This window comes from Embleya sp. AB8 (genome assembly GCF_049739465.1).
Classification (GTDB): Bacteria; Actinomycetota; Actinomycetes; order Streptomycetales; family Streptomycetaceae; genus Embleya.
Genome location: NZ_JBMHHY010000007.1, coordinates 16,995 through 36,074 on the forward strand (window position 1 = coordinate 16,995; position 19,080 = coordinate 36,074).

Genomic DNA, 19,080 nt, shown 5'->3' on the forward strand with positions numbered 1-19,080 from the left:
CCCTGGTACTAGCGTTTCACAGAGATCAATCAATCGACCAATCGAAAGGTTCTGACATGCTCCCGTCGACCATCGACGAACACACGACGAGTCGGACGGTGACGGCCGCGGGCCATCCGACGCACTTCCACGAGGCCGGCACCGGGCGGCCCGTCCTGCTGCTGCACGGGTCGGGGCCCGGTGTGTCGGCCTGGTCGAACTGGTCGGGCGTCCTGCCGGAGTTGGCCGGCCGCCACCGGGTGGTCGCCCCGGACGCGGCCGGCTTCGGCGGGTCCGGGTTCCACGAGGGCTTCGAATACGGCATCAAACTGTGGGTCGCCCAGCTGTTCGGCCTCATGGACGCGCTGGAGATCCCGTCCGCCACCCTGGTCGGCAACAGCTTCGGCGGCGGACTGGCCCTCGCCGCGGCACTGCGCGCCCCGGAGCGCGTCGACGGCCTCGTACTCCTCGGCACCCCCTGCGGCACCTTCCCGATGACCGAGGGCCTCGCCGCGGGTTGGCACTACGAACCCGACCCCGGCGCGATGGAACGTGTCCTGCGACTCTTCCCGTACGACCCGTCGCTGGTCACGCCCGAGATGGTGCGAGCGCGGTACGAGGCGAGCGCTCGCCCCGGCGCACAGCAGGCGTACCGCCGACTGATCCCGGAACCGCGCGGCGCCGGCACCCCGGTCAAGGGCGTGCCCGAGGACCGACTGGCCACGATCACCGCCCCGACCCTGGTCCTGCACGGGCGCGAGGACCGGGTGATCCCCGCCGAACTGGGCATGCGCGCCGCGCACGCGATCCCGGACGCCGAACTCCACCTGTTCGGCGAATGCGGGCACTGGGTCCAGTCCGAGCGCCGCGACGCGTTCGTGGCACTGGTCGACGACTTCCTCGCGCGGCGGGTGCGATGACTCGGGAGTCGCTCGAACTGACGCTGTACGAGGTGAGCTGCGACCGGAGCGTGCGCGAACGCTTCGCGGCCGACCCCGACGCGCTTCGCGCGCGCTACCGCCTCACGGACCACGAGGCGTCCCTCCTGCGCGACCGGGACGTCCGGGGCCTGCTACAGCTCGGGGTGAACCCGATGCTGGTGTGGGGCTTCTGGCTCACCACGGGGGGCCGGCCGGGCGAATACCTGGCCCGGCTGCGCGATGCCGAAGCCCGCTAGCGACGTCGGCGCGCGTACCCCACGTTCGCCGTCGCGCCGCTCGTCGCCGACCGCCATGTCTTCCGTTACCTCTTCCTCGGCAACCATCGGAGTGCTTCTGCCATGGGCACCGTCGTCGGCGGCTTCCTGCTGCCTCATGACCCGCTGATCCACACCGCGCCGCAAGCCCCGCCGGCCGACGTACGCGACCGGGTGACCGCCGCCTACCGCGCCGTCGCCGAGCGACTCGCCGCGCTCGACCCCACCGACGTCGTGATCATCGGCGCCGACCACTACGTGCTGTTCGGCCCCGGCTGCCTGCCCCGGTACCTGATCGGCACCGGCGATGTGAGCGGCCCGGTCGAACGGCTGCCCGGACTCGCGCGCGCGCCGCTGCCCGACAACCGCGAACTCGCCCGGCACATCGCCGAGCACGGCCACCGCAACCGGGTGGACTGGGCGGTGGCGCCGGTCCTCACCGCGGACCACTCCATCGTGATTCCCTACGACCTGGTGGTCCGCGCCTCGAACGCCCGGGTCGTGCCCGTATACCTCGCCTCGGGCGTCGAGCCGCTGCTGTCGATGACGCGCGCGGCCGAGGTGGGCGCGGCGATCCGCGCCGCCGTCGAGGCCTACGACCGCGACGTCCGGGTCGCCGTGCTCGGCAGCGGCGGCATCAGCCACTGGGTCGGCACGCCGGAAATGGGCCGGGTGAACGCCGAGTTCGACCGCACCGTGCTCGACCTGGTGGCCCGCGGCGACCTGGCCGGCCTGTGCGCGCTCGACGACGCGACGGTCCGCGCGGAAGGCGGCAACGGAGCACAGGAGATCCGCAACTTCGCCGCCGCCATGGCCGCCGTGGGCCCGTGCCGAGGCGAGATCCTGGGCTACGAGGCCGTCCCGGAATGGATCACCGGCCTCGGCTTCGCAGCCCTGACGGCACACCCCTGAACCCCGGCAGCCGCCACCACCGCCGACCGGCGCGGACCACACCACTTCTTCCGCGCCGGCCGGGCCCGACCACACGGTGCACACGCCGCGAGAGCGCGGTTCTCGACGGTGTGTACGGGGAGGCGGTCGACCTGCCCGCCCCGCTGCCGTCCCCGATCGACACCGGCGTCCTCCCCTGTTACGGCACCTGACTCGGCCGGCTTTGGATCTCGGTCCCCTCCCGCGGCGGGTTTGGGAACTTCCTCGATCAGTGGGTGCCCGATTTTTGGATTCGGGGACGGTCTTGACGACCCTGCCCTTGACGAAGATCCGGCCTTTGCCGTTCCACGGACGGGACTTGCTCGCCTCGTGCCTCCGGCCCGACAACCAGCCGAAGCGATGGTTTCGGGTGGCCCCTTAGTGTGTGGCGGTGATCGTTTCGATCGCATGGCATCAGGTACGCGGGGCGTCGAGGAGAGATGTGCATATGGCGGGCACCGGGATCGGCCATCCGACGGCGCCGGGAGGGCGGTCGCGGGAGTCCGGTACTGCGGCTGCGGGAGCAGGAGTAGGGGCCGGAACGGGAGCAGGCGACGAGGATCGTCGGGGCCGATGGTGTTCGTTGCTCGTGTCGGCGGCGCGTTGGTCGGCGGGTCCCGGGCCGTGGAGCGGTGTGCGGGTCGCGGTGGAGATCGCGATGGCGGGCATCGTCTTGACGATGAGCCCGTTCCTGGACTGGCTTGCCGGGGATGGCGTGTGGCCGGCCGTGGGGAGTTCGCTGCTCGGCGTACTCGTGCTGCTGTTGCGTCTTCGCTTCCCCGCGAGTGTCGCGGCGGTCGCGCCGCTGCTCCTGTACTGGCCGGCCGTGGGGCTGCCCGTGACGGTCTGCGCGGCCTGGTCGGCCGGACGCCGCGTCGTGGGTCTCGGGCGTACGACGTTGGCGTTCGGCGGTGCCTTGGTGGCGATGGTCGGCCTGCCGCAGGTGCTCGGCTCCCTCTTCCACGAGGGCGACCTCACGCCGCCATTGGGCTACATCGTCGTGGTCCTGTGTGTGATCGCCTTCGTGGTGTTCGTGGGGGTGCCGGGCCTGGCCGGGCGGTATCACGCGCAAAGTCGTGCGCTGTCCGGCGCGTTGTACGAACGCGCCGCACGCCTGACCCGGGAACGCGACCTGATCGCACGCGAGACCCGGCACCGCGAACGCACCCGTATCGCGCAGGACATGCACGACAGCCTGGGCCACCGCCTGGTGCTGATCTCGGTACACGCCGCCGGCCTCGGCGCGGACCCGACACTGACGGACGGCCAACGGACGGCGGCCGAAGTGCTGCGCCAGGCGTCCACCGAGGCGATGCGCGAACTGCGCGAGGTGGTGGGGATCCTGCGCGAGGACGAAGGCGAGGACGCGCCCGACGCCGCGGGGTCCGTCGCCGGGATCGCGGACCTCGTCGCGGCATCCACCGCGGGCATCGACGTCGTCCTGGAGCGTTCGGGCCGGGAACGGCCCCTGGCTCCGGCCGCCGAGCACACCGCGTACCGGGTCGTCCAGGAGGGCCTGACCAACATCCTCAAGCACGCGCCCGGAGCAAGCGCGCGCGTGAGCCTTCGCTACGAACCGGACCACCTGGCGATCGAGGTCCGCAACGGCCCCGCGCCGACCCCGGACGCCGGCGCCGACGCGATCAGCGGCGGGCGCGGACTGGTCGGACTCGGCGAACGCGCCCGCATGGTGGGCGGCCGGGCGGACTCGGGACCGACCACCGACGGCGGCTTCCGGCTCACCCTCGCCCTCCCCTACCTGGAGCCCGGCGCGGAGTCCGGGGCGATCCCCCGTGCGCGAGCCGCGCGGGCGCAGGGGAAGGCGACGACGTCCCTCGCCGACGACCCTTCCGGCGAGGCCGCCGAGGTCCTGGCGGCGGCCCGGGCGAAGCGCCGGTTCGGCATCGGACTCCTCGTCGCGGCACCCGTGTTCGTGGTCGCCGGCGCCGCTCTGCTCGCGTGGGGGACAGTGACCCTGCTTCGGGAACTCGACCGGGGCCAACTGCGTCCCGAAACGTACGACGCCGTCGAGGTCGGCCGGGCGGAGGAGGATGTGCGCAGTCTGCTGCCCGAGGGCAGCGAGCTCATGACCCGGAACGCGCGAAGCCAGGCCCCGCCGGAACCACCGAAGGCAACGTGCTCGTACTTCGTCTCCAACGGGCCCACCGCGGCCGGCTCCCCGTCGGAGACCGCGTTCCGCTTCTGTTTCGTCGACGGCCACCTCGTCGAGAAGCGGACCTTCCCGGTGACGCCGGAGTGACCGGATCGACCGGAGTGACCGAACTGAAGGGTCCGACACGGGCCTTGCGCGTGTCGACCAGGCCCGGCGGCACGCACGGTTCGCCCTCGGTGCCCGGCGGGTGGCCCGACCCGTGCCCGAGCGGTGGCCGCCTCGGGTCGCCCGGTTACGGGTTCACGACTGCGTCGGGTGTGTCTGCGGAAGCGGTGGTTGGCCCACGCTGCGTGGGGGTGCTCTCCAGTGCGCCGAGTTCGGCGAGCCATCGGGTGGGGAGTTCGTCGATGGCGGGCAGGCTGGGGTCGGCGACCACGGCCAGGTGCGCGGTTCCGGCGTATTCGGCCAGGCAGATCGACAGGTGGTGTCCGGCGGGCAGGAACATCAGCGGCAGCAGGGTGTGGATATTGCGGCCGTGGAGTTCGAGGGGCCGGGCGGGGCCGGGCACACGGGTGGCCACCAGGGTGGTGCGCTGCGGGCGCAGGAGGCGTGCGATGGCGCGACCGTGCCAGCGTGTGGGCAGTGTCTCCAGCAGCACGTCCGCGTCCGGGTCCAGGCGGCCGGTGCGAATGTTCGCGGTGGCCAGGTGTGTGGCGGCCAGTCGCTCGGCGGCGGTGGGCAGTCGGCAGGGCAGGACGACCCGGACGCCGCGGTGGAAGTTGCCCACCTCGTTGCTCGTATGGCGACGTCGGGTGTCGAGGGGGACCAGCACGTTCACGGTGTCCTTGGCGGCGTCGGGCAACCACGGTCGCAGGGCCCCGGCCAGCGCGGCGAGATAGACGTCGTTGACACTGGTACCGCTCGCCCGCGCGATGGCCTTCATCCGGGCCAGCGGGGTGTGCGCCCAGCGGCGTTGCGGCGGACCGGTCGGGGCCGGAACGCCCGCGGGTCCGAGGCGGACCGCGTGTGCGGGCAGCGCGATGTCGGCGGCGGCACGCAGCAGGGCGCGCACCCGGCGGGGTGTCCACGAGGGTGCCGGCTTGGGGGGTGTACGGCGGCGTGGGAGGCCGGGTTCGCCCAGCGCGGCAAGCATGACTCCGATCAGGGACATGCCGTCGAGGAGGCCGTGGTGGGCGCGAAGGAGCAGGACGAACTCGTTGTCACGATGGCCGTGGAGCACCGTGATGCCCCAGGTGACGTCCGTGAGCGGCCGGGCGCACACACGATCGATCGCCGTATGCAGCGCGACCTCACCGCCGTGGGCGGGCAGCGCGCACTCCTCGAGGTGATCGGCGGGCGCGGCCGGACCGCGCGCGTTCGCGCCGGGCGGGCGGGCGCGGTCGCGCAGTGGCGGGTGGGCCGCGCGGGCCATCTCGATCACCGCACGCAATTCGTCGGTCGAGGGCACGGGGCCGGCGATCACGGCCGCCCCGCCGATCTCCATGTTCGAGTGGGGGTGCGCCGCCGCGTAGTCGAACCAGCGTTCGCCGGTCACGGCCGCGTCGTCATGCCTGGGCACGGTGTTCTCCCTCCGGCGTCGTCGGCGTCGTCGGCGTGGCGGGGGCCGGGGTTCGTGGGCGGCGGTACACCGGTCGCATCATGTCCTCGAACTCCGCGCTCCGATTCACGTGCGGGAACGGCGTCCCGGGTACGGCCATCCCGAGGTGGTCGCACAGTGGCGCCCAGCCCTCGCGGACGTCCAGGACCAACAGGCGTTCGGGCGCGAGGTGAGCGCGGACGGCGCGGACGTGCGCCCGGTGGCGGCCGATGGCGTGGTCGCGCTCGTGCAGGCGGTTGTCGAAGACGCGCCGGCCGATGATCCGGTCGGCGAGCGCGACCTCGTCGGGCCGCGCGTCGGGCGCGTCACGGCCGGTGTGCACGTGGCGGGCGATCGTCCGGGACATGCTTTCGTACCAGTCGTGTTCGTCGCGTACGGTCAACACCACCTTCGCGAGCGGGTAGGCGTCGACCACTTCGCGCCAGAACGCGGCCGTGGGCCAGTCGACCGCCGCACGGTACCCGGCGTACACCCGCTCCCACGGCGGGGTTTCGCCACGTTCGTGGTGCGCCAGGACCTGCTCCCAGTGCGCGACCCGCTCGGGCTCCTCGAACAGCGTCGTCCAGTGGTAGCACGGTCCGAATCCCAGCCGCTCCAGCGCGATCCGCAACGACAGCGTGCCGGTGCGGCCGAACCCCACTCCGATCACGTCCACGATCCCGGGCCTCCTCTTTCGTACGGGTTTGGCCGTGGGCCGGCGTCCGCCCTTCGCCATCGGGGGCGGGGCGGTGGGTGCACGTGCGGGGTCACCGAGCGCCCGCCGAGGCCGTCGCCGGCCCCTGGGAGGGTGTGGGTCGGTCGTCCGGGATCGCGGCGGCGACCTCGCGTACCAGGGCCCAGGCGTTGCGGACGGAGGTCTGCGAGGCCAGGCGTGAGCCAAGCGCGGCGCGCAGGACGTAGCGGCCGTCGACGGTGGTGGGGGTGACCAGGATTCGGTGGGTGGCGTCCAGGTCGCCGCGCAGGCGTTCGGTGCGCGCGTTGTCGCCGGTGAGGCGGAAGCACACCAGCCCGAGCGTGTGCGAGACCAGTTCGAAGCCGGGGCTGTCCCGGACCAGGTCGGCGAACAGTTCGGCGAGGGAGAGCTGTTCGCGGATGTGCGCGCGCAGCCCCTCGAGGCCGTGGGTGCGCAGGACGAACCACAGTTTCAGGGCACGGAAGGGGTGCATGAGCGGCACCTGCCAGTCCCGGAAGTCGGTGACGTCGCCCGAGTCGCTGGCCCGGTTGCGCAGGAAGTCCGGGCGGATGTCCATGGCCGCGGTGAGGCTGCGTCGGTCGGCCACCCACATGGCGTCGCAGGGCGGTCCCGTCAGCAGCCACTTGTGGCAGTTCACGGCGTAGGAGTCGGCATGTTCGACGCCGTCGTTGATCCACCGGTTCTCCGGGCAGACGGCGGCCGATCCGGCGTAGGCGGCGTCCACATGCAGCCAGGCTCCGAATTCGCGGCACACCTCGGCGATGGCGGCGACGGGGTCGACGGCGCAGGTGCCCGTGGTGCCGACGGAGGCGACCACGATCGCGGGGACGACGCCCGCGGCGCGGTCGGCCGTCAGTCTGCGGCGCAGGGCGTGCGGGTCCATCTCGCAGCTTCCCGCCCGGGTGGCGATCAGGGTCGGCTCCCCCAGGCCCGCGATGCGGGATGCCTTGGGGACGCAGGAGTTGGCCTGGTCGGTGCAGTACAGGCGGTAACGTCCTTCGGTGCCGTGCTCGCGCCAGCGCCCGTCCGAGGCCCGGTACAGCGCGGCGACCACGGCCACCAGGACCGCCGAGGACGCCGAGTCCTGCAGCACTCCGCCGCCGTCCCCGCCGCTGAGGAACCGCTTCGGCAGGCCCAGCGCGACCGCGAGTTGGTCCAGGACCGCCTCCTCGAGTTCGGTGGCGGCCGGACCCGTCGACCACATCATGTGCTGGACCGCCAGGCCCGAGGCCAGGAGTTCGCCGATCACCGATGCGGGGCTGGTCTGGGTGGGGTAGTAGCCCAGGAACGACGGGTGTTGCCAGTGCACGAGCCCGGGCATCACCAGACGCCGTACGTCGGCCAGCACGTCCCGGATCGGTTCGCCGTGCGCGGGCACGTGGTCGGGCAACATCGCGCGCACGTCCCCGGGCCGGAGGTCGGGTGTCACCGGCAGGCGTTCCTCGCGTAGGTCCTCCCAATAGTCCTCGAGAATCTCGGCCACCACGCCGATCGCGCCGCGAAACGAATCATCCATGGGAATTCCCGACATGCCGGGTAACATACCTTACCAATCTACCGAAATGGCGCATATGACAAGCGATTCCGTACTGTGGCTCGCTCCCCCGGACCGCCTGCCCCGCGACCTCGCGGTCCTGCGTGCGGCCGCGAGCCGACCCGATCGCCATCACCCGCCCGCCGAGCACCGACGCATCCGCGAACGCGAGGCACACGAAGCCGCGTTCGACGACTACTTCGCGGTCGCGCGTTGTGCCTGCGCCCCGGCGCTCCTGTTGGTCGACGCCCTGAACGAAACTCTCGCCCGAGTGCGGGCGTTCTCCCGGTACGCGGACGGAACTCCGCTGGAGCCCGACCTCGAACTCGTCACGCACGCGGTCGGACCGACGCCCCGAGCCGACTCCGCCGGGTTCGGCAACCAGGCCACGGTGCACGAGCGTTGGATCCAGGGACACCGACTGTTCTTCGCCCTCACCCAGGCCACCGTCGTCGCCCTGCGACACGCGCTCCACGCTTCCTCGTCCGCCGAGTCCGCCCTGGGCCTGGAGAGCGCCGCGCACTTCCTGCGCGCGAGCGCGGCGGCCCTGCGCGTCACCGCTTCCTTCGGGCCCGCCGACTACCACGACATCGTCCGGCCCTCGATAACCCCACCGCATGTGCCCCGAGCCGGATTCTCCGGCCTGTGGTCGGCCGATCACCGCGTCCTGGTGCGGGGTCTGCGCGAGTGGGGTCGGGTCGCGCCGACGAGGTCCGCCACACTGCGCCCCGCTCACCGGCGTCTGATCGAGGTGCTGACCGACGTCCACCACGCCCATGTGGGCGTCTGCTCGCGCTTCGTCGGCTCCGGGCCCTCCCTGCTGCGCGGCGCGGAACCGGGGGTACGGGTGCTGGAACGCCTGTGTCGTAGGCGCCGCGCCGACCTGGACGCCCCACCCGCAACCACCCAGCCGGCCCGACCGCGAGAGGCCCGGGACGCCATCCCCGCCCTGCTCCGCCCCGGATCGTGACCGGGACCGGGACCGGGACCGAGTCGATCCCTCCGGGCGGCTTTGGCAACCTTCGGCTCGCCGTCCCCAACTTTCGCGGGTTACGCCCGCGTGCCGACGGCCGGCACTCTTGGCGCATCGGAATCATCACCATCCGCCAACGCTTCGCCATCATTCGTCCGGAACCGTACATGTCACCCCGATCTCGGTCGACACCCCTCGTGCTTTCGCCCGTTCTCCGCTCGGAAAGGAATCGAATACTCGTGAAGTCACCCCGAATCGCCATTTCCCTGGCCCTGGCCGCCGCTCCCCTGCTCGTACTGGTCGGCGCGGCATCGGCGGGCGCGACCGAGGTGTACCCGGCCACGGAGTACGAACTATCCGGGGCGATCACGGCGCCGCCGGCACCACCGACGGCGGCGCACTCTTCGCCGATACCCGGCTGAGCGCGCACCGGTCGCCCGCCACCCGCCGGACGAGACCTGGCAACAGGTCGACCGGTGCAGTCGTCGACCCACCCGCGCGGCGCGCATCACCTCGGGACGGTGCCGCGATCGTCGCCCGGGCCACGGCTTAGGGTGACCCGATGGATGTCGAAATGCGGCCCGAACAGCCCTGGTTGATCGCCGGACTGGGCAATCCCACCCGGTGGTTTGCCGGCACGCGACACAACGCCGGGTTCCTGGTCGCGGATCGCCTGGCCGAACGGCACGGCGCGCGGTTCGGAGTGCGGAGCGGCCACGGCCCCGTCGCCGAGGTCGAGATCGCGGGGCGGCGCGTGGTGGTGGTCAAGCCGTGGTGGACGGTCAACCGCGCCGGCCGACCGATCGCGGCGACGATGCGGCGCCATGGCGTCCCGCGCGAACGGCTTGTCGTGGTCCAAGACGACCTGGACTTCCCCTACGGCGTGATCCGCCTCAAACGCGGCGGCGGGGCCGGTGGACACAACGGCCCGCGCAACGTCACCCAAGTGCTCGGCACTCCCGACTACATCCGGCTCCGCTTCGGCGTCGGCCGTCCGCCGAAGGGCGTGAAGGTCGACACGTTCGTGGTGCAGAAGTTCACCGAGGCCGAACGCAAGACGCTGCCCACGCACCTCAACCGTTGCGCGGACACGATCGAGGCCCTGATCACCGCGGGCCTGGACAAGGCGCAGAACGGCCTGCACATCGGGTGATTCGAGTGATTCGAGTGATTCGGGTGATGATGCCGAAGGTCGCGCCGGCGCCGAGCCGGATGTGGGCCGTGCTCGTCGCGGTCGCCGGGTACCTACCGGTAGCACCGACCGGGCGCGACTGCTCGAGCCGTTGCCGGCGCGCCGGCAGGCCGCCGGCGAACCCGGGATCCGCGTCGGCCACCGCACCACCTGTGGCGACGAGATCCCGGGCCCGCACCGGGGCAGTCCTCAGGTCCGGCCGGCCAGCCACCGGTGGATGGCGAGTGCGGTGGTCCGGGCGTGTTCCTCCAGCATGGTGAAGTGGTCACCGGGTGCGGTGAGTTCGGCGTGCGGCAGGCTCCAGTCCGGGGCGGGTTCGGTGTCGGGCAGTGGAAGTCGGGCTCGTACGTACAGGGTGGGGCAGGCGAGCGGCGTCGGTTTCCAGTCGTTGAAGAGCTCGAAGTATCGGGCCATGGCGGTGAGTCGAGCAGGATCGGCGGAGGCGAATTCCGCCGCCCGGCGCAGCATGGCCGAGGTCATCGCGGAGAGGGCCCGACCGCGGTCGCCGTGCACGGCGGGATAGGTGTCCACCAGGACGACGGCCATCGGGGCGGCACCCTCGGACTCCAGACGCTCCGCTACGGCATGGGCCACCCAGCCACCGGCCGACCACCCCAGGAGTACCGGGGGGCCTTCGGCCGCAGCCGCGCGGACGGCGCCGGCTTGGGCGGTGACGAGGGCGTCCAGTGTGGCGGGCAGCCCCTCCCGGGGGTCGAATCCCGGGTGGCGCAGCGCGGAAAGTGGTCGCAGCCCGCGCAGCGCGACACCGAGGCGCGCGTACTCGTGCGGTCCGGACAACGCGCTGAGCGCCGGGGAACAGACCAGCGGGGCCTGCCCGCCACCCGCCGCGAGGATGACGGGTTCGTGCATAGCGCCGGGCGCCTCTGCGCTGTCGAAGTCCGGGCGCAGGCGCGCGGCCATGGTCAGGAGCGCCATACCGTCCCAGTTCTGTCCCCGGGCGCATGCGGTACGAAAGAGCGTGCCCAGGGAGTCCGAAGCTCCCCCGGCGGGCGGTGTGTCGGGGTCCTCCGCCTGGGCGTCGGCCTGCGGACCGCCTCCCGCGCCGTCGTGCGCCGGTCGCTCCGGGGAACTGGCAGGGTCAGCGGGGTCGGCGGGGTCGGCGGGGTCGGCGGGGTCGGCGGGGCCGGCGGGGCCGGCGGCCTCGGGCCCGGCCGGGTGGTCGGGTTCGGCGCCGGCAGGTGGTGCCTCGGCGGCGTACCGCCGGGTCAGCTCGGCGGCGAGCGCGCGGGGCGTCGGAAAGTCGAACAGCAGCGTGGACGGCAGGGCCAGCCCCGTCCACGCCGCGAGTTCGTTGCGCAGCTCGACCGCCGCCAGGGAATCCAGTCCCAGGTCCGCCAGCCGGGTGTCCGCGTCGACCTCGCCTGCCTGGTCGCGATGGCCCAGCACGCGGGCGGCCAGGGTCCGGACCCGGGTAAGCAGCACCTCGCCCCGTTCGCCGGGGAGAACGGCCGCCCACGCCCGGGCGAGTCGGTCCACGCCCCGGTGGCCCGGCTCCGCGGTGGCGATACGCAGCCGGTCGGCCGCCGGGTCGCCGCCGCGCACAGTGGTCGGGGCGGGGCGGGCCGCCACGACGACGGGTTCGTCACCGGCCACGGCGGCGTCGAAGAGGGCCAGGCCCTCCTCCGGCCCGAGCGGGACGAACCCGGAGCGGGCCATCCGCTGCCGATCCGCGTCGCCGAGGTGCGCCATCATGCCGTCGTGCTGCCGCCAGGGGCCCCAGGCGATCGACGTACCGGGCAGTCCGAGCCGTTCGCGGTGTCGGGCCAGGGCGTCCAGCGCGCAGTTGGCCGCGGCGTAGTTGGCCTGGCCGGCGGAGCCGAAGGTGCCCGCGATCGAGGAGAACAGGGCGAACACGGCCAGGTCGTGTCCTCGGGTCAGTTCGTGCAGCGCCAGCGCGGCATCCGCCTTGGGGTGCAACACCCGCCGCAGCCGGTCGGTGGTGAGCGCCGTGACGACGCCGTCGTCCAGCACCCCCGCGGTGTGCACGACGCCGGTCAACGGGTGGGCCGCCGGTACCGCGTCGAGCAGGCCGGCCAGCGCCGTCCGGTCCCCCACGTCACAGGCGTGAACGGCCACCCGGGCGCCCGCCTCGCGCAGTTCCGCGACGAGTTCCCCGACCCCCGGCGCGTTCGGCCCGCGGCGGCCGGCGAGCAGCAGATGCCGGACGCCGTGGGCGGTGACCAGGTGCCGCGCCACCAACATGCCCAGCGAACCGGTGCCGCCGGTGACCAGGACGGTGCCCTCCGGGTCGAGTGACACTCGCTTGCGCGGCTTCGGCGCCACCTCGGCCGATGGCACCAGCCTCGGTGTCGCCTCGGCCAGTGGCACCAGCTTCGGCACGTACGCCGTGCCTCGGCGTACGGCAGCCTCCGGCACCGAGCCGGCCAGGAGGGCGGGCAGGGCACTGTGCGAGTCGGGGTGTTCGTCCACGTCGATCAGGGCGAAGCGGCCCGGGTGTTCACGCAGCGCCGAGCGGACCAGTCCGCACACCGGCGCGTGCGACGGTACGGACGGCGTTGCGCAGGATCCGCCGTCATCGCCGAGACCGGCGCCGTCCGCACGAAGACCCTCGTGGGCCGAAGCCACAGCAACGGCGTCGGACGTCACGAGGACGAGACGGGAGTGGGCCAGGTGCGGTTGGGCGAGCCACTCCTGCACCAGGCCCAGCGCCCAGTCCGCGACCCGCAACATCGCGGCGGCTTGGTCCCGCGCATCGCCGCCCGGGTCGGCCGGCGGGCACGGTGCCACGACGACAGCCGACGACGCGTCGCACGCCGCCGGGCCGGGGTACACCGGGACGCCGGAACCCGGCGGCGCGAGCGCGTCCACCAGCGCAGTGCCCGCCGTGCCCAGCACCCCCCAGCGGGGCATCGCCACGGGTGCGGGCGGCTCGGTCCACGGCACCCAGTCGGTCCGGTACAGCGCACCGGTGACCGAGGCCGGCGCCGCCGATCCGGTCCGCGGCAGGGGTCGGAGGGTCAACGAACGGATCGTCGCCACCGGTGAGCCCGCCTCGTCGGTCAGCTCCACGGCAGCCCGCCCGTCGGGTCCGGGAGTCGTCCGTACCCGCAAGCGCTGTCGCTGTACGTGGGTGGTGTACACGCGCACTCCGCCGAAGGCGAACGGCAGGGACAAGCCGCCGGCCGCCGGATCGGCTGTCCCGGAACCGTTCTCCCTCGTGACCAGACTGTCCAGGGCCAGGGCGTGCAGTGCCGCGTCGAGCAGTGCGGGATGCAGGACGAACTTCGGGTCGTCCGCCTCCGGGCGCGGGGCGCGGGCCGCTTCGGGCAGTACGACATCGGCGTACAGTTCGTCCCCGTGCCGCCAGGCGGCGCGCATGCCCTGGAAGGCGGGGCCGTAATGCAGCCCGTCGGCGGCCAACCGCTCGTACGGTGCGATCCCCGAGCCGTCGCCATGCAGCGGCATCGCCGCCTCGGGCGGCCAGGACGCGTGCGGTCGCGGCGCGCCGCCGGTCCCGGCGGCGCCCGCTTCGCGGTCCGCGGCCGGCTGCGCGGGCGAGAGTGTGCCGGTGGCGTTGCGGAGCCAGGGCCGATCCCCCGCCGAAGGGTGCGGCCGGGAGTGGAAGAGCACCGTCCGCCGTCCCGCGTCGTCCGCCTCCGCCACCTTCACCTGCAGGGCGACGGCACCGTCCGAGGACGGCGGCAGCGGCAGCGGCGCGGTCAGCACGAGTTCGTCCAAGGTGTCCGCGCCCACCAACCCACCGGCGTACAGGGCCATTTCCACGAAGGCGGTGGCCGGCAGCAGGATCTCCCCGGCCACCACATGGTCGGCAAGCCACGGCTGGTCGCGCACCGAGAGCACCCCGCTCAGCAACAACCCGTGGTCGTCGGCCGTGCGGATGCCCGACCGCAGGAACGGATGGCCGGCCTGGGCCGTCGCGGACGCGGGCAACAGCCCCGGGTCGGGCTCCAGCCAGTACCGGCGGCGTTGGAAGGCATACGTGGGCAGGGCGACGCGGCGCCCGCCGCGCCCGGCGAAGGCGGCCCGCCAGTCGACGGGCACGCCATGGGCGTGCAGCGCGCCCAGTGTGTCGAGCAGGGCATCCGCTTCCGGCCGCGTCCGGCGCAGCGTCGGCAGGACCAGCGGTCCCGGACCCTGCCCGCCGCCGTCCGCTTCGCCGGAGTCGGGGTCCGCCGGGGCCGGTCCGGACCCGGCGAGGCAGTCTCGTACCAGGCCGGTGAGCACCCCGTCCGGCCCCAGTTCGACGTAGTGCGCCGCGCCTCGCTCGGCCAGGTGCGCCACCGAATCGGCGAAGCGCACCGGACGGCGGACCTGGTCCACCCAGAAGCGCGGTGTGCACAACTCCTCGTCGGTGGCCGCCCGGCCCGGCAAGGCGGCGATCAGGGGCAGCCGCGGCGCGGCGAAGGACAACCGCCGGACCACGTCCGCGAATTCGGCCAACATGGGCTCCATCCGCGCGGAGTGGAAGGCGTGGCCGACCCGCAGCGGCGTCACCGCACGGCCCTGCTCGCGGAAGTACGCGGCGACTTCCCGCACCGCGGCCTCGTCGCCGGAGACGACCACCGAGGCGGGCCCGTTGATCGCGGCGATCTCCACCGCTCCCCCGGTCTCGGCGAGGCGGGCGGCCATCTCGTCCGCGCCGGCGGCCACCGCGGCCATCGCGCCGCCCGCAGGCAGCGCGTCCATCAGCCGGCCCCGGGCCGCCACCAGCGTGCATGCGTCCGCGAGGGACAACACCCCGGCGACGTGTGCCGCCGTCACCTCGCCCACCGAGTGCCCGGCCACCAGGTCGGGATGTACGCCCCAGGCCTCGAACTGCCGGAACAGGGCCGTCTCCAGGGCGAACAGCGCGGGCTGCGCGAACCGGGTCGTCTGCAACAGCGCACCGGTATCAGGCCCGGCGAACATCACGTCCCGCAGCGGCACCGGCAGCAGCGGGTCGAACAGGGCACAACACTCGTCCAACGAACCGGCGAAGGCCGGATGCAGGTCGCGCGACTCGTACAGTTCACGGCCCATGCCGACGCGCTGGCTGCCCTGCCCGGTGAACAACAGGGCCCGCGGGCCGGGCCGGCGGGACGTGCCGGTGTGCACTCCGGGCCGGCCGCCGCCCGCCGCCACGGCCCGCAGGGAGCCGAGCAGTTCGGCACGGTCGCGGGCCACCACCACGGCCCGGTGCTCGAAGGCGGCACGCGTGGTGGCGAGGGAGTACCCGATGTCCACCGGGACCGCGTCGGGGGCGGCGGCCACCTGGTCGTGGAGCCGTCGGGCCTGGGCCCGCAGCCCCGGCCCGCTCCGGGCCGACATCGGAAACGACACCGGAAAGGACACCGTGGCCGGCGCGGGTCGTACCGCGCCGCCCGGCACTGCCCCGGGCCGGACGCGGTCGTTTGCGGTCGCGCCGTCCGCCCCGGCACCCGGCGGGGCGAGCGCACCATCCACCGGAGCCTCTTCGAGCACCACGTGGGCGTTGGTACCGCTGATGCCGAACGAGGACACCCCCACCCGGCGCGGACGGTCCGCCGCAGGCCACTGCACCGCCCGGGTCAGCAGTGCGATCCGCCCCGCCGACCAGTCGACCCGCGGGGTCGGCTCGTCGGCGTGCAGCGTACGGGGCAACACGCCGTGCCGCATCGCCTGCACCATCTTGATCACGCCGGCCACTCCGGCGGCGGCCTGGGTGTGACCGATGTTCGACTTCACCGAGCCCAGCCACAGCGGACGCGGTCGCGCCTGCCGCCCATATGTCGCGAGGAAGGCTTCCGCCTCGATGACGTCCCCCAGCCGGGTGCCGGTGCCGTGCGCCTCCACCGCGTCGATGTCCCCGGGATCGAGCCCCGCGTCCCCGAGTGCCGCGCGGATCACCCGCTGCTGCGCCGGTCCGTGCGGCGCGGTCAGCCCGTTGCTGGCCCCGTCCTGGTTCACCGCCGAGCCGCGTACCGCGGCCAGTACCGGAAGTCCGGCGCGGCGCGCCTGGGACAGTCGGCTCAGCAACAACATTCCGGCGCCCTCGGCCCATCCCGTGCCGTCGGCGGACGCGCCGAACGCCTTGCAGCGGCCGTCCGGGGCCAGCGCCCGCCGGCGACTGAACTCCACGAACGACGAGGGTCCCGACATCACCGTGGCACCGCCCGCCAACGCGAAGGCACACTCGCCCCGGCGCAGCGCCTGGGCCGCCAGATGCAGGGCCACCAGGGACGAGGAACACGCCGTGTCCACGGTCAGGGCCGGGCCTTCGAGGCCGAGGGTGTAGGCGATCCGCCCCGAGGCGACACTTCCGGCGTTGCCGAGGCCGAGGTATCCCTCGACCTGCTCGGGCGTCCTGGTCAGTCGGCGGGCGTAGTCGCTGTACATCAGCCCGACGTACACCCCGGTCGCCGAGCCGCGCAGGGTGTCGGGGACGAGACCGGCGTACTCGAGGGCCTCCCACGCCACTTCGAGCAGCAGTCGGTGCTGCGGGTCCATGGCCAACGCCTCGCGGCGGGAGATGCCGAAGAAGCCGGGGTCGAAGCGGTCCGCGCCGACGAGGAACCCGCCTTCGCGCACGTACGTGTGTCCGGCCCGCCCGGGGTCCGGGTCGTACAGCGCCCCGGTGTCCCAGCCCCGGTCGGTGGGGAAGGGACCGATCGCGTCCCTCCCGTCGGCCACCAGCCGCCACAGTTCCTCGGGCGAGGTCACGGCTCCGGGATAGCGGCAGGCCATCCCCACGATCACCACGGGGTCGTCGTCGGACCGGGCCGCACTCGGGTGCACGGGCGCGACACCGGCCGGCGCGGCGCCGTTCTGCGCCCCGAGGTGGGCGGCGAGCGCGGCGGCCGTGGGGAAGTCGAAGGCGACGGCCTCGGAGAGCGGCAGGCCGGTCGCCGCCGACAACCGCTCCCGCAGCACCGTCGCGGTCAGGGAGTCCATGCCCAGGTCCCGAAGTGCCGTGTCCGGCTCCACCGTTCGAGCCGTACCGCCGAGCACGGCCGCCACCTCGCCGCGCACCAGGGCCAGCAGGTCCTGCGCCGGCTCCCCGGCGGCCGGTGCGCCCAGCGTCCGCGCCGGCCGGCCGGCGAGGTCTCGGCGCAGGGTCTTCCCGGAGGCGGTACGGGGAATGTCGGCCACCTCGAACAGCTCGACGGGTACTTTGACACCGGACAGTTCCGCGCGGCACGCGGCGAGGATGCGCCCTCTGTCGAGCGGGCCGCGGCCGGGTTCGGCCACCAGATAGGCCACCGGCACCTCGCCGAAGACGGCGTGCGGGCGTCCGGCCACGGCGGCGTCCGCCACCCCCGGCAACCGCCGCAACACCGCTTCCACTTCCGCGGGATGGATGTTCACCCCGCCCCGAACGATCAGGTCACTCGCCCGGCCGGTGATGGCGAGTCCACCGGAGGCGTCGATCCTGGCCAGGTCACCCGTGCGGAACCAGCCGTCGCGCAGGACCTCCGCGGTGGCTTTCGGCCGGCCGTGGTAGCCGGCCATGACCCCGGGCCCGTTGACCCACAACTCGCCCTCGCCGGTGTCCCGGCCGTCTGGGCCTCCGCCGATCCGGACCCGGACATCGGGCAGCACCCGGCCGCCCGCCCCGGCCGCCGCCGCCTCGCCCGGCGCGGGCATGGTGATCGGGCCCGCCTCCGTGCTGCCGTAGTGCTCCAGATACGGGACCCGGCAGATCGCCTCGAAGGACTCGCGGAAGCCGGGCCCCGCCGCAGCGCCACCACTGACGCAACCCCGCAGCGCGGGCGCACCGAGACCGCCGCCGGCCGGGCCGCCCGCCTCGCCCCGGACCGCGTCAAGGAGAGCCGAATACGTGGTCGGAACCCCGCCGAGCAAGGTGAACGCGGCGTCCCCACGCCGCAGTTCGCCGAGCACCCCGGCCACCGAGAAGCGGGGCAGCAGCTCCGCGCTCGCCCCCACCGCGGTCACCCCGAGGAAGCACACCACCTGGCTCATCGCGTGATGGAGAGGTAACGGCCAGAGCACGCGGTCGTGTTCGGACAGGCCCAGGATGCCGACCAGGCCCGTCGCGATCGGCGCGAGGCGGTTGCGCTGGGTGGACAGGACGCCCTTGGGCGTGCCGGAGGAGCCCGAGGTGTAGAGCAGCCAGGCCACTTCGTCCAGTGCGAGGTCGTCCCGGGCCGGCGTCCGCGGCTCCGTGCCCGCCAATTCCTCGTATCGCAAAACGCCGCCCGCGAGCGCGGCGGGCCGGCCCCCGGCTCCGCCGGCCTCGTCCGCGGGTCCCTCGACGTCCGCGTACGAAGGCGAGTTCCCGTCTGCGTACGAAGGCGAGTTCCCGTCCGCGTCCTCGGCACCATCCTCGGCGCCGCCTTCGGCCACCACCACGGTCAGCCCGGGTCGCGACGCCGGCGTTCGCCGCCGGGTCAGGCAGGCGACATCGGTGATGAGCACCCGGGCCCCGCTGTCGTCCAACAAACGGGTCAGCTCCTGCTCGGAGTTCCCGGGGTCCAGAGGTACACCCACGCCGCTCGCCCGGGTGATCGCGAGCAGGCTCTCGACCGCCTCGACCCGGTTGCCGAGCAGCACGGCCACCCGGTCACCACGCGCCACGCCCAGTCCGGCCAGATGACCGGCCAGCCGTGCGGTCCTTAGTGCCAACTCCCGGTAGGTCACCCGGGTGCGCCGGTCCTGGAAACAGACCTTGTCCCCCAGGCGCCGGGCGTGCCGCCCGAGCAGTTCCGGCAGTGGTGTGACGATGTCGGCGTGCGTACCCACCGCATGACCTCCTTGAGACGACCCGTCGTCGAGGACGACGGCATGGTCCACCGGGTTCCCTGCCGGCGATGGGTAAACCGGCGTCGACACCCCTTTCGAGCCCCACCGCGACCTCGGAGACCCTTCGCGGG

At 73.4% G+C, this 19,080-nt stretch carries 11 protein-coding genes; 7 read left to right on the forward strand and 4 right to left on the reverse strand.

Features of this window, described 5'->3' with window-relative positions:
• Window positions 1-56 precede the first annotated feature (56 nt).
• From ABIA38_RS11625 to ABIA38_RS11640, 4 genes are all read left to right on the forward strand, one after another.
• Window positions 57-899, forward strand: coding sequence for an alpha/beta fold hydrolase (locus ABIA38_RS11625; RefSeq protein ID WP_424638455.1), 843 nt, complete (start codon window positions 57-59; stop codon window positions 897-899).
• Window positions 896-1,156 (forward strand): hypothetical protein, encoded by a 261-nt coding sequence (locus ABIA38_RS11630; RefSeq protein WP_424638456.1) that lies wholly within the window; start codon window positions 896-898, stop codon window positions 1,154-1,156. The genes ABIA38_RS11625 and ABIA38_RS11630 overlap by 4 nt, the downstream gene beginning before the upstream one ends.
• A gap of 102 nt (window positions 1,157-1,258) precedes the next feature.
• Entirely contained in the window at window positions 1,259-2,086 is an 828-nt protein-coding gene (locus tag ABIA38_RS11635) for a hypothetical protein (RefSeq protein ID WP_424638457.1), read from the forward strand.
• A 676-nt stretch (window positions 2,087-2,762) separates the two neighbouring features.
• Complete coding sequence (locus ABIA38_RS11640; RefSeq protein ID WP_424638458.1) at window positions 2,763-4,364, forward strand: sensor histidine kinase; 1,602 nt, start codon at window positions 2,763-2,765, stop codon at window positions 4,362-4,364.
• Window positions 4,365-4,509: 145 nt separating this feature from the next.
• On the opposite strand, the gene ABIA38_RS11645 is transcribed toward ABIA38_RS11640, so the two are convergent.
• The 3 genes from ABIA38_RS11645 to ABIA38_RS11655 all read right to left on the reverse strand — a co-directional run bounded on the left by ABIA38_RS11645 (window position 4,510) and on the right by ABIA38_RS11655 (window position 8,045).
• Entirely contained in the window at window positions 4,510-5,796 is a 1,287-nt protein-coding gene (locus tag ABIA38_RS11645; RefSeq protein WP_424638459.1) for a WS/DGAT domain-containing protein, read from the reverse strand.
• A complete protein-coding gene (locus ABIA38_RS11650; protein WP_424638460.1) occupies window positions 5,783-6,490 on the reverse strand; it encodes a sulfotransferase family protein in 708 nt (235 codons plus the stop codon). The genes ABIA38_RS11645 and ABIA38_RS11650 overlap by 14 nt, the downstream gene beginning before the upstream one ends.
• A 91-nt stretch (window positions 6,491-6,581) precedes the next feature.
• Entirely contained in the window at window positions 6,582-8,045 is a 1,464-nt protein-coding gene (locus tag ABIA38_RS11655) for a pyridoxal-dependent decarboxylase (protein ID WP_424638461.1), read from the reverse strand.
• 55 nt (window positions 8,046-8,100) lie between these two features.
• Between ABIA38_RS11655 and ABIA38_RS11660 the strand changes: the two genes are divergently transcribed.
• The 3 genes from ABIA38_RS11660 (at window position 8,101) to pth (ending at window position 10,189) form a co-directional block, all read left to right on the forward strand.
• Window positions 8,101-9,033: a hypothetical protein gene (locus ABIA38_RS11660; protein WP_424638462.1), complete on the forward strand. Its 933-nt coding sequence runs from the start codon at window positions 8,101-8,103 to the stop codon at window positions 9,031-9,033.
• Between the two features lie 242 nt (window positions 9,034-9,275).
• The gene (locus ABIA38_RS11665; RefSeq protein ID WP_424638463.1) at window positions 9,276-9,458 is read left to right on the forward strand and encodes a hypothetical protein; all 183 of its coding nucleotides are present in this window, start codon (window positions 9,276-9,278) and stop codon (window positions 9,456-9,458) included.
• Between the two features lie 140 nt (window positions 9,459-9,598).
• On the forward strand, window positions 9,599-10,189 hold the full coding sequence (gene pth / locus ABIA38_RS11670; RefSeq protein ID WP_424638464.1) for an aminoacyl-tRNA hydrolase: 591 nt from the start codon (window positions 9,599-9,601) through the stop codon (window positions 10,187-10,189).
• A gap of 228 nt (window positions 10,190-10,417) precedes the next feature.
• On the opposite strand, the gene ABIA38_RS11675 is transcribed toward pth, so the two are convergent.
• Window positions 10,418-18,949 carry a type I polyketide synthase gene (locus tag ABIA38_RS11675; RefSeq protein WP_424638465.1) on the reverse strand — a complete coding sequence of 2,844 codons (8,532 nt, stop codon included), beginning with the start codon at window positions 18,947-18,949 and terminating at the stop codon, window positions 10,418-10,420.
• Window positions 18,950-19,080: the final 131 nt, after the last annotated feature.

What these genes read in the sequence shown, in the direction of transcription:
- ABIA38_RS11655 (WP_424638461.1), bottom strand. Translation starts at nt 8,045, where the DNA reads ATGGATGATTCGTTTCGCGGCGCGATCGGCGTGGTGGCCGAGATTCTC.
- ABIA38_RS11660 (WP_424638462.1), top strand. Translation starts at nt 8,101, where the DNA reads ATGACAAGCGATTCCGTACTGTGGCTCGCTCCCCCGGACCGCCTGCCC.
- ABIA38_RS11625 (WP_424638455.1), top strand. Translation starts at nt 57, where the DNA reads ATGCTCCCGTCGACCATCGACGAACACACGACGAGTCGGACGGTGACG.
- ABIA38_RS11640 (WP_424638458.1), top strand. Translation starts at nt 2,763, where the DNA reads ATGGCGGGCATCGTCTTGACGATGAGCCCGTTCCTGGACTGGCTTGCC.
- pth (WP_424638464.1), top strand. Translation starts at nt 9,599, where the DNA reads ATGGATGTCGAAATGCGGCCCGAACAGCCCTGGTTGATCGCCGGACTG.
- ABIA38_RS11630 (WP_424638456.1), top strand. Translation starts at nt 896, where the DNA reads ATGACTCGGGAGTCGCTCGAACTGACGCTGTACGAGGTGAGCTGCGAC.
- ABIA38_RS11635 (WP_424638457.1), top strand. Translation starts at nt 1,259, where the DNA reads ATGGGCACCGTCGTCGGCGGCTTCCTGCTGCCTCATGACCCGCTGATC.